Origin of the sequence: Sphaerospermopsis sp. FACHB-1194, assembly GCF_014696235.1 — a bacterium.
Classification (GTDB): Bacteria; Cyanobacteriota; Cyanobacteriia; order Cyanobacteriales; family Nostocaceae; genus Sphaerospermopsis; species Sphaerospermopsis kisseleviana.
Genome location: NZ_JACJPU010000031.1, coordinates 34,359 through 49,103 on the forward strand (window position 1 = coordinate 34,359; position 14,745 = coordinate 49,103).

The following is a 14,745-nucleotide window of genomic DNA, read 5'->3' on the forward strand; positions in this document are numbered from 1 at the left end:
AGTCATTAGTCATTAGTCATTAGTATTTATTCTTACTGTACGGGCGAAGCATTCGGGCAATCAATTATCAATTTTATGAAAAGGCTATTTTCCGAATGCTTCGCCCCTACTGACTCCTAAAAATTAATTACTAAACATTTGCACTGCATAAATACTACCATCTTTCCCCATAGCTATGCCATAACCAAACTTTTTATATTCTGGTAAAAGAATATTCTTTCTATGTCCATTACTATACATCCAACCACGTTGGAATTTTTCCACCTCTCCATAAGTTAACCCTAAACCTGTTCCTGAACTTTGATATATATTTTCACCTAGGCCTAAATTACTATTACCACCCACTGCAACATAACGATCATAAGGACTTTTCCCATCCAGAGAAATATGATCAAAATATCTCTTTTCTCCCATATCTTCTGCATGAATTTGAGCAGCTTGTGATAGTACATTATCTACTACTAAAGGCGGTAAATTATTAAGTTTTCTATCTCTATTAACTAAATTTAAAGCAAAATTTCTTAACTCTGTTACGGTTCGCAACTGTTCTGCATTCCAAATATTAACCTGTGCTTGTCCAATTTTCCCATCACTACCACCAGAACCATTATAAAAACCAAGATTAGAAATTTGAAACAAAGAAAGTTCACTCCAGAAATAGTTAATATCCAAAGGATACCCACGCAAAGCTTGGCTAATAAAGTGCATAGTAGGAGGAGTAACCCACAGCACCATAAATAAAAGTGAATATCGCCACCAAAGATTAAATTTCTTGATTTTTTTCTTACTATTCATAGTTCAAAATATATGTTGGTAATGCACTAAGAAGACTTACGCAAAATAGGACTAAAAAGCTGATTATTGCGTAGGGGTAATTCATGAATTACCCGTACTCATGAATTACCTGTACTTTCGTGATCTTTTGCGTAAGTCCTGACTAATAAAGAATTTATCCCCCTTTTTTAGATAAAGGTTAGGGGGATACCCCAGTTCTTCAACTCACAAACTAAAACTTTGAAAAAAGTCTGAGAGAATAGTTTATAATCCTAGAAACATTAAGAAACTTTCCCACCAAGAATTTGTGATATTTCCCACAGAGATTCTCATTTTTTGGCGAATGTCTTGAATTTTCCAATTTGTCAACTGGGCTAAAGTTTGTGCTTCTTTTTCAAAACGTCGGGGTAATGATCTTTTATATTCTCTCCCCGCAGAACATTGTAAATTACCTGTAAACGGATGTTGTAAAACATAACGTCCTTGAAAAGATTCCCGGTTAGAAGTTGTTTGAAACATCAAATCTTCAGGAAACTTATTGCGAGTATAGCGAACGTGCAAACGAGTGATGTAAACATTATTATTAGAAAACGGAAAACCAAAACCTGGTGCGATTCTATTATTGTTATTACCATTATTATCTAACCAAAATACACCAGCTTGTTTGAGTTCTTCAGTATTGAGAGGTTGAGCAGAACAAGGATCACAATTACCCATATCCCAAGCATATTCTAAAAATGCTACTTTTTTATCTTCTTTGGTATAAGAAGTTTGGAACATAGATTTATAAAAGTCCCCAAATTCGTTTTTCACAAACACAGGAATATTCATATTAGAAGGAATTTTTACTGTGCGGTAGTTAGTAACTTCTGCTTGTCCTTGAGGTGAGAGAATATAAACAATCAAATCTTGTTCAGTATTAGCATTAATCATACCCAAACGAATGGGTAACATAAACTTGGGTGATTCATAAGCAATTTGTAAAGGTCTGAGAAATTGATAACCAGATTCCTCAAATTTATCTAAGTTAACTTTAGCAACAAAGAACTTCATAGAGGAACGAATGTAAGGTTTTAATAATTGATTTGCACCTCTGGGAATTTTATAACCATTGCGATTTAACCAAGTTTCCAAACCATTAGACTCTTTAGCACTGAGGATCAAAATATCATATTCACCCACATTAAACCGTGCCTCAACCGTCACACCCAAACTGTTATCTGCCATTGTTTTTTCTTCAGAACTTCCACCTCTTGCAGCGGCAGTTGGTGCTAACATTGACCGTGGTCTTATTTGTGGAGAACAAGGATCTTCATCAAAATATTCTACCAATCTAGGGGCGCTAAAAGCATCTAATCTTTCAATAATATTAGGTTGAGCAACCCGCACTTGTTCCTCTTTGATGACTGTGGGTACAGGTACGACAACTGCAAAATCTTTCACATCTCCTTGAAAATCATTAGCCATTGTTAATACTGTTTTATTACCATCTCGCGCAATGACTACTTGAGAAGCTTGGTTATATAATTTAGTATCAGCCTTAGCAACATAAAAACCACAAAAAGCTAAAGCTGTAGGGGCAAAAGATAAAACAGCTAAAAGTGCTATGATTAAGGGAATGAATAAACGAAATTTTTTCATTTTTTTGGTAATTGGTAATTGGTAATTGGTAATTGGTGATTGGTGATTGGTGACTGGTGATTGATAATTGGTGATTGGTGACTGGTGATTGGTGACTGGTGATTGGTGATTGGGTATTGGGAATTGGTAAAAATATTTTCCTGCCAATCTTATTAAACTGCTAATCTTCTTGCAACCAAGAAAATCTAGGAGAAAACCAAAGATTATCAAAGAGAACAGTTAACGGCGCAAGGACAAATAAAGCCCAAAAAACTGCGGTAGAAAGAAAGAAATAATTTCGCAAAATAAAGGTAAAAATGGCAATACAAACTGCCCAAATTATACGACCGATGGGAGCGTTAGGAATAGATCGGGGATCTGTCACCATAAATAATGCAAACAGTATTAACGAACCACTCATCAACCGATGTAAGTAAACATCCCAAGTCCAACCTAGCCAAATATTACGCACTGCTTCTAGTAGGGAATATGCACTTAAAAAAGCTGCGGTAGTGTCCCAACGACCAACTTTTTGTAAAATCATTCCTCCTGTACCAAAAAATAACAGTCCATACCACCATTCGTCCCCCCATTGTCCAGGGGAAACCCAAGCATCAGAGGTAAGGGATAAGGCGGAAATAATGCCAAAGTTGGCAGGGTTGAAAAAATGCTTATCACCTGTTTTCAAGATAAATTTGCTACTTATTGCCGTTGCTGCGGCTAAAACCATAGTTGTCCAATGGTCAGCCCGTAGTAGTAAACTAAGTCCTAAAGCAGTAATTAAAGAACTACGGAAATTAAATGTTAACTTATTGTCATTTGCTGTGGTAGTTAATAATGACCAATGACTAATGAATAATGACAATATCCATTGTGTGACTAGACAAGTGGCGATCGCAATTAAAATCAACTCAGGCCGCAATGTCCAGTCCCTAGCAGCAATTCCTAAAATCAGGAATACACTGAGAAAGAGAATTTGATAGTCTCGAATATCTGTGAACATTATCCCTGTGTACGGGTTTACCCCTAACTTTTCATTAATTTAGACTAGAGTTAGAGAAAATCATCTTCTTGTTTCAAAAATCGTAACAACTGACAACTAAGTAGGTAGGCGTTAAAAATTGTCGTTATGACAAGGCAAGAGGCAAGAGGCAAGAGAGAAGAGGTTTTTAGATTAATTTACTTTTCTTTAGATACTTTGGTTTTTTCCCGTCGTTCTACTTACAGCATATTTCATTTTAGTGAGGTACAAACGGAAATCATAAAACCCTTGTGGAACAGGCATCCTGCCTGTTAGCCTTGTACCTCATAACTTAGGAAACGGCTGTATTACCCTGACTCCTGAATAATTCATAAATTATTAAATCTTTGCATTTGGCTTTTTTCCTGGATTCATCCACGCTTCTAACCGACTAAAAGCTTGAGAAGAAACCAAGGTTAAACATAAATAAATCACAGCTACCGCTGCGTAAATTTCAAAGGCGCGATAATTTTCTGCAACTATTAACTGTCCTTTTCTAAACAATTCCTCAAAACCAATTACCGCAACTAAACTGGTATCTTTTAATAAGCTAATAAATTCATTACCCAAAGGGGGAATCATGCGCCGGAAGGCTTGGGGAAAAATTACATGACGCATAGTTTGTACAGAATTTAACCCCAATGATTTGGCTGCTTCTATTTGTCCAATTTCTATTGATTGAATCCCAGCCCTAACTATTTCTGCAATGTAAGCAGCACTATTTAAACTTAAAGCCATGACTCCCGCAACGAGGCGATTTAATGATAAGGTAAAACCCAATTCTTGCCAAAGTGCAGGTATACCAAAGTAAATCATAAATATCTGCACTAATAAAGGTGTACCTCGGAAAAAATCTATATAAGTTCTGGCTAACCACTGCACAGGTTTAATTGCCGAAAGGCGAATAATTCCTATGAATGAACCACCAATTAAACCAAAGAAAACTGATATAATTGCTAGTTGCAATGTCACCAAAACACCAGTTAATAAATTCGGTAATGATTGCAATATTAAGCCTAAAGAATTTACAGTAGGGGCGTTTTGATTTGCAAATAGTGTTTTTTCTGGTAATACTGGCGGTGTTGACTTAAACCATTTTTGATAAATTTTTGGATAAGTCCCGTTTTCTAATACTTTTGTCAAACCTTGATTGATTAAAGATAAATAAGGTGATTTTTTAGCAGTAGCAATTCCGTAAAATTCCTCTGTGAGTAATTGTTGTATAACTTTGATTCCTTGGAGATTACCTGTATTAATGGCGTATAATGTAACAGGTGCATCGTTAATAACTGCGTCTACATTTCCATTTAGTAATTCTTGTAATGCTAATGGTGCAGAATCAAAACTGCTCACCTGCGCCCCAGGTACAGTTTTAGCTGTTTCTGCTCCTGTTGTCCCAATTTGAACGGCGATTTTTTTATTTTGTAGACTTTCAAAACTATTAATTTCTTGGTTATCTGTGCGAATAGCTATCGCTAACCCAGCTTTAAAATAAGGACGAGAAAAATCTACAGTTTTTGACCTTTCTTGAGTGATGGTAATTGAACTAATTGCCACATCTACGGTTTTAGCTTGCAATGCGGGAATGATGCCATCAAAAGGTAAACTTTGAAAATCTACCTGGAAATTAGCCGCAGTTGCGATCGCTTTCATTAAATCAATAGAAAAACCCTGTAACTCTCCCCCATTCTGTTGAAACTCAAACGGTGGAAATGCTGGTTCAGTCGCTACTCGCAGAGTTTTTGCCACACTAGGATTCACACTACAACTAGCTAATAGCCAGCAACTTAAACCTATCACTAAACACCAACGCAACCAACACCCAAATAAAAATTTTACCATTTATCCCTTGATTTAAAAGTAACTTAGATCATAATCTTCTCAGAAAATTTATGGAATTTCCCCATCGCTTTACTGAGATCACATATACTCTACATAACCAGTATTTTATTATACAATAATTAATCCATGTATGGTTATAATGTTATTTATCTAGCTATTGGTATAGCATTAATACTGACTTCTGGTGTATTATTCATAACGTAAATCTATTAATTCCACACCAAAAACCTCAGAAAATGACTGAGCTATACAAGAACGCACTTCTAAACTTATGATACCGGGAATCCATTCTGCTAGACTGCCCACAGGCTTATCAGTAATACCACAGGGTACAATGCGATTAAATCCTGTCATATCAGGACAAACATTTAAAGCAAAACCATGCATTGTCACCCAACGACTCACTTTAATGCCGATAGCTGCAACTTTTCTTCCTTCTAACCACACACCTGTAAAACCGGGAATGCGTTCTCCCTGCAAACCATAATTTGCTAAAACACGAATTAATACTTCCTCAAGTTGACGCAAATACCAATGCAAATCTTGACGATAACGTTGCAGATTTAAGATTGGATACCCTACCAGTTGTCCAGGACAATGATAAGTAACTTCGCCACCTCTTTCAACTCGATGCACATTATATTCACTTTTGTCAAGGTCAAATTTAAGAAATTCCGGGTTTGCACCTTGTCCTAAAGTGTAAACTGGCGGATGTTCCAGCAAGATGAGTACATCTTCGAGATCGGGGTTATTGATGCGTTCTTTGAGTAGCGATCGCTGCCATTGAAGAGCATCTACATAAGGCATTAATTCTTTGTTATACAAAAAACAGCGGTGCTTGTGAGGTGTCTGAGTATGGATCATGGAAAAAATCAATGAGGGGAAGCAGGGAGCAGGGAGCAGGGAGCAGGGAGCAGGAAGCAGGGAGCAGGGAGCAGGGGGAAGGGAGCAGGGTGCAGGGTGCAGGGTGCAGGGGGAAGTTAATAACCCAATGCCCAGTCACCAGTCCCCAGTCACCAGTCACCAGTCACCAGTCCCCAATCACAGATCACCAATCACCAATCACCAGTCCCCAGTCACCTATTCTCTGAATATATGTTGCAAAAAAGTAAGAATTGGGTCAACAAATGTCAAGCAATGCAAAGGATCTTAAAGGAAAGTCAACGAAATAAACTTTATCCACAAGAAAGTGTTAGTTTAAATATATAACCTCAATGGTGATGGGAGGAATTACCTGCAATAAGCATCACGCCAAAACAAGAGAAATAGAATGGCTGATGGTATCTTCAGAAGTTGTTGACATCGATCAGAATCAAAACTTCTATTCTGGCTGGCATAATTAATATATAGAAAGAGCAAGCCAACAGAAGAATCACAAGAGGAGCTACTTCTAGAATTGTAAATAAAAGTTGCTCAAACTGAAAAAGCAGGTACAGAACAGCTAATAATGATTGATTGAAAGTTTTTCTTTGCAGATCCAGTTGTCTGGCAAGCAGTTGGATACTAACACAGAGTTTCACAAACTAAATCAAAGCTAGAGGTACTTATAGTTAAGATGCAACAACTTGAGAAACAAATACAAAAGCCTTACATTAAAAGCAGTTCACAATTTGTATTGGCGGCAGTGATAGACCTTACCGCAATCTCTGTGCATACAAAACCCATTCACATCAAATAAATATTTAGCTAAATATTTAGCGGGAGAGTTTACATGAAGCTTGTCATCCACGGCAAAAATATTGAAATTACCGATGCAATTCGAGAATATGTGCATCAAAAAATTGAAAAAGCAGTTAGTCACTTTCAAAACATCACGAATGAAGTAGATGTCCATTTAAGTGTAGCTCGCAATCCGCGAATTAATACTAGACAAGCGGCTGAAGTCACTATTTATGCTAATGGTAACGTCATCCGTGCAGAGGAAAGCAGCGAGAACTTATATGCAAGTATTGACTTGGTGGCAGATAAAATATCCCGTCAACTGCGAAAATACAAAGAAAGAAGACAAGAACACAAAACCCAGCCTATACCAACTAATGAAGCCGTAGTTGCCGAACCAGTAGCAGATTTAATCGGCGATCGCACTCCTGAACTACCAGGAGAAGTAGTCAGGACTAAGTATTTTTCCATGCCTCCGATGACAGTTGTAGAAGCGCAAGAACAACTGCAACTTGTAGGACATGACTTTTATATGTTCCGTAACGCCGAAACAGGAGAAATCAACGTTATTTATGAACGTAACCACGGCGGTTATGGTGTCATTCAACCCCGCAACCCTAACACTAACGGACAAACTAACGGCAAGAACGGCAAAACCGCCCAAGGTAATATTCCCATGCCGGAAAAGTCTAAAGTCTGATTTCAGGTGATTGGGGACTGGAGACTGGAGACTGGGGACTGGGGACTGGGGACTGGGGACTGGGGACTGGGGACTGGGACAAGATTTTAGATTTTAGATTTTAGATTTTAGATTGGAGTACATGAAATACAATCCAAAATCCAAAATCCAAACTCCAAAATCCAAACTCCAAAATCCAAACTCCAAAATTGTATCACCAATCACCAAATCATCTTGCAGCCAACTGTTGTAACATTTTCAAGGTTTCCTCAACGTGACCTTTAAAGTTAAACATGGAATCAAACACAGATTTAACAATGCCGTTTTGGTCTATTACGTAAGTTACCCGGCCGGGGATAAAACCAAAAGCAGTAGTTGCACCATATTGTTTTCTAACATTGTCGCCTTTATCACTCAACAGTGTAAAAGGTAAATTGTACTTAGCTGCAAACTTCTGATGAGATTCGCTAGAGTCACCACTTACGCCGATGACTTCAGCACCAGCAGCTTTAAATACTTCATATTGATCTCGGAAAGCGCAAGATTCCGCAGTACATCCAGGGGTGTCGTCTTTAGGATAAAAGTAAAGGACGACAGCCTTTTTGCCGCGAAAATCCTTTAAACTGACTGTAGAACCGTCTTGAGAGGGTAGACTAAAATCAGGTGCAGTATCTCCAATGTTGATAGACATGGTGGCTATTAATAATGGCTTAACAAATCTACATTAACTAATTATTTGTCATTTGGTATTCTCAACATTAGTTATATTTCATCAAAAAGTTCTAGTTCTAGTTGATTTGGCCAATAAGGTCTTTTTATGGGTAAAAGAGGATCGCCTATCAAGCCAGAAAGTTTGAGCAATCCATCATCAAAAGTGTCTAAAACATCCACTTTAGCCTGTATAGTAGTGGCTACATGAGTAGCATCTTTGGGTTTTAAACTTTCATATTGCCACATTAAATCTCTGGCTAATTCTCCAATTTTTCTATCTACATCATACACATAAATCCATTCATGTCTGAAAAAAGAACGTATTTTTTCCTCAACATCCTTAGAAAGTTTAGGTTTACCTTTCTCCAACCTAATAACTTCTATAAATGTTAATGCAGAGGTAACAATGATAATTTCGCCAGCTTCAGCAGCTTTGATGACTGAAAGGCATTCATTGATTTTATCACTTTCATTTTTAAGCACAGCTAAAAAAGTACATGAATCCCAGTAATGACGAGGCTTGGATGACTTTTTCAATCTTCGCCTCCTAAAATACCAATAATATCTTTAATGCGGGGAAGCTCTATCTCACTTGGAAAAACTTCCATTTCTTCAACTTCTACACTAACTTTTTGTCCATCTTCCCTAGAACGGATCAGACCATACACAGATACTCTTTTGCCAAGAGCATCCTTTACAGAGTCAATATTTTCTGGCATGAAATGGCATTTTACACCTTTGCCAGTAAGTAGATCATAAATTCTGAATAAAGGCTTTCGGCTTAAATCTATAGCTTTAAGAACACCTTCTACAGAACCAAAACTTTTATAATGAGCGCCTATAAGTTCATCAACATTGGCAACTAAATGTTGTGTAAGATTAACTTTTTTTGAATTAGCTCCTACCTGAATAGTTAATATATCTTCGCCAATTAAACCAGCTAAACACCTAGCACTTTCTAATGCTCGATCTGAAAAGAAAGGTGGCCGTTTAGGATATTCCTCAAGAGTAGCAATTCCTGTTTCTACTGTAGTAACAACTTCAGCTATTGCCGCCATCGCTACACGATCAGTCGTTATACCCTCTATTGTTAGGTGAACACTACCACTGGTGACAGATGAAACAACCCAATTTACAGATGGACGTTTTTTTTCACTCAGACTCTGATCCACTTCATGTAATATATTTGCTAATTCTTCTTGGGCTTTGCGGAATTTGTCAAACGGAAGCAACGAGCCATCAATGTCAACTGTTAGGCTCGTATGGAGTTTTCCAGATTGAACTAGCTGCGGTGGTTTCATTTTTGAGGCAAAGTGATTCAATTTCTAGTTTAAACTAAATTTGTACTTGACAATCGTTAATATACGCACACAATCTATAGGACTCCTATTTGATTTTTGAACAAGCTGTAAACCCTAAACCCTATATTATCAACGATTGATTTTCAGTATATTGAGCAAGATTCAAGTAGGATTCCTATATGTCTTCTAGGCAAATTAAGTAATTTCAGGTTTTTTGTATTGAGCAAATGCCTTGTATGGTGATTTATTAACAAAATTTTACCTTCTAACCAAGTTTATACATTTTTTTTCTTGATAACGTGCATCAAGCAGGGTAGTTTAATATTCATCAAAAAAAACTATTTCGCTTATGCGCCTGACTTCACTGGATGTATTTCGTGGTATTACTATTGCGGGTATGATTCTTGTCAATATGGCGGGAGTCGCAGAGGCTAAATATCCCCCTTTAGATCATGCGGACTGGAACGGTTGTACACCCACCGATTTAGTATTTCCTTTCTTTCTGTTCATTGTTGGTGTAGCAATGAATTTCTCTTTATCAAAGTACACCGCTAATAACAAACCTACCAAAACTGTTTACTTACGTATTCTGCGCCGCGCTGCTATTCTCTTTGTATTAGGATTAATACTTAACGGCTTTTGGAATAAAGGTGTTTGGACTTTTGACTTTAGTAGTCTCCGCTTGATGGGGGTATTGCAAAGAATAGGTTTAACTTACCTTTTTGCATCTTTGATAGTTTTAAAATTACCCCGCAAAAGTCAATGGATATTAGCAGGAATATTACTTATTGGTTATTGGATAACAATGATGTATGTCCCTGTTCCCGGTTATGGTGCGGGAGTGCTGACGCGGGAAGGTAATTTTGGCGCATTTATTGACAGATTAATTATTCCCAAACCACATTTATATAAAGGTGATGGGTTTAATTTCATGGGAGATCCAGAAGGATTATATAGTACAATTCCAGCAATAGTTAGCGTTTTAGTCGGTTATTTTGCAGGAGACTGGATTAAAAATAAAAAACAGGCTAATTCACAAACTAGCATGGATTTAGTTTTATTTGGTTTGTGTTGTTTAGTAATTGGAATTATTTGGGATGTAGCATTTCCCATTAACAAGAAACTCTGGACAAGTTCCTATGTTTTGTTTACCAGCGGTTGGGGGTTAATGTTATTAGCGGGTTGTTATGAATTGATAGAAGTGAGAGGGATAAAACGCTGGAGTAAACCTTTTGAGGTGATGGGGTTAAATGCGATCGCTATTTTTATCGCCTCAGTTTTGTTAATCAAAGTCACAGTAAGAACTCAAATTGGTACTGGTGAAAATGCCATTAGTATCTACAATTGGATTTATCAAAATATCTTGGCATCGTGGGCGGGAAATGCCAACGGTTCATTTTTATTTGCACTTTTTACCCTGTTGTTTTGGTATGGTGTGGCGGTTTTAATGTATCAGAAACGCTGGTTTATTAAAGTGTAAATAATGTAATTAAAACCTTTGTGGGACAGGCAAGATGCCTGTCCAATATTTTGTTAGATATTGTTTCCAAATAATTACGAAAATAGTAAAAATGAGTCCGCATTTGCGGACATTTACTCAACAAAATCCTTACATCAACTACACCCCAACCTCCGCAGCTTCCAAAGCATTCACTTCATCAACCACTCGCCAAATTTCCTGCATCAACTCATCTAAACCAGTGCGAGTTACAGCCGAAATAATAAAAACCGGAGCTAAAGAAAGATGATTTAATTGTGTAGCTAAAGCCTCTAAATCAACACTTGCCCTATCAACCGCATCAATTTTATTTAACGCCAAAATTTGCGGACGTTTAGCCAAACCCCTTCCGTAAGCTTTGAGTTCTTCTTGAATAGTATGGAAATCACCAATTACATCTTCACTTGTAGCATCAATTAAGTGTAATAAAACCCTAGTCCTTTCAATGTGCCGCAAAAAATCATGACCCAAACCAGCACCATGAGAAGCACCTTCAATTAAACCAGGAATATCTGCAAAAACAGTACCATCACCTGTGGGTTTTTTCACTACTCCCAAATTAGGAACAAGAGTTGTAAAAGGATAATCAGCGATTTTCGGACGTGCAGCAGACAAAGAAGAAATTAAAGTTGATTTACCAGCATTTGGTAAACCAATAATTCCCACTTCTGCTAACAGTTTCAACTCCAAACGTAAAAATTTATGTTCACCTTCTAAACCAGGAAGGGCATATTCTGGGGCGCGGTTACGGTTACTTAAAAAATGTTGATTTCCTAAACCACCTTTGCCACCTTCAGCAGCCAGAAAACGTTGTCCAGGTTCAACTAAATCACATAACAAAGCGTCCGTTTCCCCATCATAAATGGCAGTACCACAGGGAACTTCAATAATTAAATCTTTGCCGTTTGCACCTGTACAATTATTAGGACCACCACGACCACCATTATCGGCTTTAAATATATGTTTATATCTAAAGTCTAATAAGGTTTGTAAGTTGGTATCAGCCACAAAAATCACTGAACCACCTTTTCCTCCGTTACCACCAGAAGGACCACCTGCTGGTACATATTTTTCTCTGCGAAAAGCGACGATACCATCGCCACCTTTACCGGCTTGAACTTCAATTACTGCTTGATCGATAAATTGCATAATTTAATTATTGGGCATTGGGCATTGGGCATTGGGCATTGAAAATTAGCTATTAGTTGTCTTTTCTGTTTCCTATTGATTTTAAGTAAGCACTAAGTTTAGGTAACAGTTCCTCAATAATTGGTTTGAATCGGTTTATTTGTTCATTGGTTAATAATTGTCTAGAGTATGCTAGTCTTAACAAACTTATTGTTTAATATAAAGACCCTCTAGCAATTTTTACAAATCAGCGATTATCTTGGTCATTATATCGCCCCCTGCCTTCCTCAATATTGGTACAAACACTATCAGCAGCCTCACAATTTGCTTGCCTATAGTATCCTTGGCGAAATAGTCCCATTCTTTAACAATATACCAAATTTGATTAGCTAACTTTTCAGCTAATTTGTAAACCTCTAAATTTTCAAAATCTGGTCTATTCATTAAATACAAGACTTATGCACCTGGTTTATTTGTTAAGGGCGGGAATAGAGCATAAAAAATCTTCCATGCTCCATACCTAATGCCTAAATATACTGTGAAACATCCTCCTGACATTCATCAGCAAGGTAGGAAAGAGCGCGAAAGCGTAAACCTACTAATTGTTCATACAATGGGTTGATTTTGCACATTGGGGGAATATGGACTATTTTTTTACCAAATAGGGTGACATCTCTTTCAAAAGGACACTGGGAAGGAATCATTTTACATAAAAATCTGGCCACTCTAGGATCATGAATTTCTAACCCGTCTAACCAATCCCGAAGCGGGTGCAATATATCTGGTGGGTGTAGGGTGGTTTCTTGTACTTGTTTGGGATGTTCCAATGTGTGACGTAAAGCTGTGAGGGCTTGGGTGTCTAATTCCAAAGCTTGACAAAACTTGTGTAAAATTTTTTCTTCGCTGGGAGAATATATTCCATCAGCGATCGCCACCATCACTGCTGTCCGCAAAAAATTTTCCCCAACTGCTGTACCTTTACCCAACACAGCAGCTAATTCTTCAGGTGTAATTATCTCTAATGAATCCCATTTCAGACAAGGGGCTAATTCATCTTTGGTAATGCTGTTAATTAACTCCTGTTCTTGGGCATCAAAATTACCATCAGCCCAAGCAATAGTTAGTAGTCCACGTAACCAAACCGTAATTTGTTCGCTACTGTAGGGGGTTTTAACCGCACTTGTCATAAAAACTCACGCCTCAAGATATTCAAGACATTCAAGATATTATCAATCATTCATTTCTAAACTACCCCAATCGTCTGTTTTGCGCTAAAATCCCTTTTACAAAGATTATTGATAATTTTTTCTATTTACTACTTTAAAGGAGGCAAAAGGCAGGGGAAGATTAATAATCTAATAATGCCCAATCACCAATCACCAATCACCAATCACCAATCACCTATGTTTTTTTTCGGAATTGAACATGAAGTTGCTTTTCTTAACCATGAAGGAAAGTTTGCTGATTTCTCTTGTACAAAATTTGCTGATTTTCAGCAAATAGTTGACAAATTACCTCTTTACCCCCATGACTACCCACAATTGAGGGTTGGTGATGCTGGTATTAAAAAGAAGCGATGGTATATTGAGGGTTTTGAAAGATTTGCTGATTCAGAAGCAGTAATTGATTGTGTAGCTAAAGGCATCGAAATTAGAACTACTATAAATTCTACTATTCAAGGTGCAATTGATGAATTAACAGCTAGTTTTTCTTTACTACGTGAGACAGCTGCTAGTTTTGGTTTTTCTCCTGTTTTAATCAGTTTTAATCCCTATACTTGTGTTTTTGAACCCCAACCACCATTAAATGATTTTGAACTTAGGCAATTACAAGCTTATCCAGATGAACAAACTGCCCATATTTACATGGTTTCCTATGGTCCAGATTTAAATATTTCCATAGCAGATTTGCCTATAGAAAATGTAATTGATATTGGGAAAAAACTGACCTATTACAGTCCTTTTATTGTTCCTTTTAGTTACAGTTCTCCGTTTTATAATGGCAGTTTATGGGAAGGTTTATCAGTGAGGACATTTATCAGAACTGGCAAAAGATCAGCAACATTAGTGTTTGTGGAAAACCAGGAACATTTAATTAAAAGTGTACCTTCATTAACGAAAATTGCCCGCATTCCCGCAGAAGTAGGAAGAATCGAATTTAAAGCTTGTGATAGCTGTGATAATTTTTCTATTTATGCAGGGTTACTGGCACTGTTAAAAGGTTTGGCTTTAGATAAAACCTTGGAAGGTAGAGCTATTGTACCTGATACAACTTTACATCAAATTTCAGCCAAAGCAGGATTTGATCATGATGATATTTTTCTAAATGCCACCAAAGTTTTACACGCTGCTGAAAATGCTCTAGAAAATGACCCAGATATTAAATTTTTAGCCCCATTAAAAGATATTTTGGCAAATCGCAAAACCAAATCCCATCAACTAATTGAAATGTTTGAAAATCTAGGTTCAATTGAAGAAACAATCAAGAGAACTTATGTTTGAGGTAATTGGTA

Annotated in this window: 15 protein-coding genes; 4 read left to right on the forward strand and 11 right to left on the reverse strand. The window is 37.1% G+C overall.

All coding sequences use genetic code 11. The features are described from left to right. Positions 1–123: 123 nt before the first annotated feature. The 5 genes from H6F45_RS17310 to lipB all read right to left on the reverse strand — a co-directional run bounded on the left by H6F45_RS17310 (position 124) and on the right by lipB (position 6,121). Complete coding sequence (locus H6F45_RS17310) at positions 124–795, reverse strand: CAP domain-containing protein (protein WP_190347924.1); 672 nt, start codon at positions 793–795, stop codon at positions 124–126. A gap of 243 nt (positions 796–1,038) precedes the next feature. Then, entirely contained in the window at positions 1,039–2,415 is a 1,377-nt protein-coding gene (locus tag H6F45_RS17315) for a DUF2330 domain-containing protein (RefSeq protein ID WP_190347931.1), read from the reverse strand. A 160-nt stretch (positions 2,416–2,575) separates the two neighbouring features. After that, positions 2,576–3,400: an RnfABCDGE type electron transport complex subunit D gene (locus tag H6F45_RS17320; protein ID WP_137666918.1), complete on the reverse strand. Its 825-nt coding sequence runs from the start codon at positions 3,398–3,400 to the stop codon at positions 2,576–2,578. A 354-nt stretch (positions 3,401–3,754) separates the two neighbouring features. After that, positions 3,755–5,257, reverse strand: a complete 1,503-nt coding sequence (locus H6F45_RS17325; RefSeq protein ID WP_137666919.1) for an ABC transporter permease subunit — start codon at positions 5,255–5,257, stop codon at positions 3,755–3,757. Positions 5,258–5,446: 189 nt separating this feature from the next. Beyond that, positions 5,447–6,121, reverse strand: coding sequence for a lipoyl(octanoyl) transferase LipB (lipB, locus tag H6F45_RS17330; RefSeq protein ID WP_096572082.1), 675 nt, complete (start codon positions 6,119–6,121; stop codon positions 5,447–5,449). Between lipB and H6F45_RS17335 the strand changes: the two genes are divergently transcribed. Next, the gene (locus H6F45_RS17335; RefSeq protein WP_190347934.1) at positions 6,120–6,410 is read left to right on the forward strand and encodes a hypothetical protein; all 291 of its coding nucleotides are present in this window, start codon (positions 6,120–6,122) and stop codon (positions 6,408–6,410) included. The genes lipB and H6F45_RS17335 overlap by 2 nt on opposite strands. A 558-nt stretch (positions 6,411–6,968) precedes the next feature. Next, complete coding sequence (gene raiA, locus H6F45_RS17340) at positions 6,969–7,616, forward strand: ribosome-associated translation inhibitor RaiA (protein ID WP_096572081.1); 648 nt, start codon at positions 6,969–6,971, stop codon at positions 7,614–7,616. A 208-nt stretch (positions 7,617–7,824) separates the two neighbouring features. Here the strand turns inward: raiA and H6F45_RS17345 are convergent, their stop codons facing one another. From H6F45_RS17345 to H6F45_RS17355, 3 genes are all read right to left on the reverse strand, one after another. Beyond that, a complete protein-coding gene (locus tag H6F45_RS17345; protein ID WP_096572080.1) occupies positions 7,825–8,286 on the reverse strand; it encodes a peroxiredoxin in 462 nt (153 codons plus the stop codon). Positions 8,287–8,357: 71 nt separating this feature from the next. Further along, the gene (locus tag H6F45_RS17350; RefSeq protein ID WP_190347925.1) at positions 8,358–8,843 is read right to left on the reverse strand and encodes a PIN domain-containing protein; all 486 of its coding nucleotides are present in this window, start codon (positions 8,841–8,843) and stop codon (positions 8,358–8,360) included. Next, entirely contained in the window at positions 8,840–9,538 is a 699-nt protein-coding gene (locus H6F45_RS17355; protein WP_242052652.1) for a hypothetical protein, read from the reverse strand. The genes H6F45_RS17350 and H6F45_RS17355 overlap by 4 nt, the downstream gene beginning before the upstream one ends. A 418-nt stretch (positions 9,539–9,956) precedes the next feature. On the opposite strand from H6F45_RS17355, the gene H6F45_RS17360 reads away from it, so the two are divergent. Beyond that, the gene (locus H6F45_RS17360; protein WP_190347926.1) at positions 9,957–11,087 is read left to right on the forward strand and encodes an acyltransferase family protein; all 1,131 of its coding nucleotides are present in this window, start codon (positions 9,957–9,959) and stop codon (positions 11,085–11,087) included. Positions 11,088–11,225: 138 nt separating this feature from the next. Here the strand turns inward: H6F45_RS17360 and obgE are convergent, their stop codons facing one another. From obgE to H6F45_RS17375, 3 genes are all read right to left on the reverse strand, one after another. Beyond that, entirely contained in the window at positions 11,226–12,254 is a 1,029-nt protein-coding gene (gene obgE, locus H6F45_RS17365; RefSeq protein WP_096572078.1) for a GTPase ObgE, read from the reverse strand. 219 nt (positions 12,255–12,473) lie between these two features. Next, entirely contained in the window at positions 12,474–12,677 is a 204-nt protein-coding gene (locus H6F45_RS27355) for a hypothetical protein (protein ID WP_347237744.1), read from the reverse strand. Between the two features lie 83 nt (positions 12,678–12,760). Then, complete coding sequence (locus H6F45_RS17375) at positions 12,761–13,420, reverse strand: Mo-dependent nitrogenase C-terminal domain-containing protein (RefSeq protein WP_137666925.1); 660 nt, start codon at positions 13,418–13,420, stop codon at positions 12,761–12,763. A gap of 216 nt (positions 13,421–13,636) precedes the next feature. Here H6F45_RS17375 and H6F45_RS17380 point away from each other — a divergent pair, with 216 nt between their 5' ends. Beyond that, complete coding sequence (locus H6F45_RS17380) at positions 13,637–14,734, forward strand: glutamate--cysteine ligase (protein ID WP_190347933.1); 1,098 nt, start codon at positions 13,637–13,639, stop codon at positions 14,732–14,734. The last annotated feature ends 11 nt before the right edge of the window (positions 14,735–14,745 follow it).

Bases quoted from the DNA above. Each gene is read 5' to 3' on its own strand.
- H6F45_RS17360 (WP_190347926.1), top strand. From the start codon at position 9,957: ATGCGCCTGACTTCACTGGATGTATTTCGTGGTATTACTATTGCGGGT.
- H6F45_RS17310 (WP_190347924.1), bottom strand. From the start codon at position 795: ATGAATAGTAAGAAAAAAATCAAGAAATTTAATCTTTGGTGGCGATAT.
- H6F45_RS17345 (WP_096572080.1), bottom strand. From the start codon at position 8,286: ATGTCTATCAACATTGGAGATACTGCACCTGATTTTAGTCTACCCTCT.
- lipB (WP_096572082.1), bottom strand. From the start codon at position 6,121: ATGATCCATACTCAGACACCTCACAAGCACCGCTGTTTTTTGTATAAC.
- obgE (WP_096572078.1), bottom strand. From the start codon at position 12,254: ATGCAATTTATCGATCAAGCAGTAATTGAAGTTCAAGCCGGTAAAGGT.
- H6F45_RS17375 (WP_137666925.1), bottom strand. From the start codon at position 13,420: ATGACAAGTGCGGTTAAAACCCCCTACAGTAGCGAACAAATTACGGTT.
- H6F45_RS17335 (WP_190347934.1), top strand. From the start codon at position 6,120: ATGGAAAAAATCAATGAGGGGAAGCAGGGAGCAGGGAGCAGGGAGCAG.
- H6F45_RS27355 (WP_347237744.1), bottom strand. From the start codon at position 12,677: ATGAATAGACCAGATTTTGAAAATTTAGAGGTTTACAAATTAGCTGAA.
- H6F45_RS17380 (WP_190347933.1), top strand. From the start codon at position 13,637: ATGTTTTTTTTCGGAATTGAACATGAAGTTGCTTTTCTTAACCATGAA.
- H6F45_RS17325 (WP_137666919.1), bottom strand. From the start codon at position 5,257: ATGGTAAAATTTTTATTTGGGTGTTGGTTGCGTTGGTGTTTAGTGATA.
- raiA (WP_096572081.1), top strand. From the start codon at position 6,969: ATGAAGCTTGTCATCCACGGCAAAAATATTGAAATTACCGATGCAATT.
- H6F45_RS17315 (WP_190347931.1), bottom strand. From the start codon at position 2,415: ATGAAAAAATTTCGTTTATTCATTCCCTTAATCATAGCACTTTTAGCT.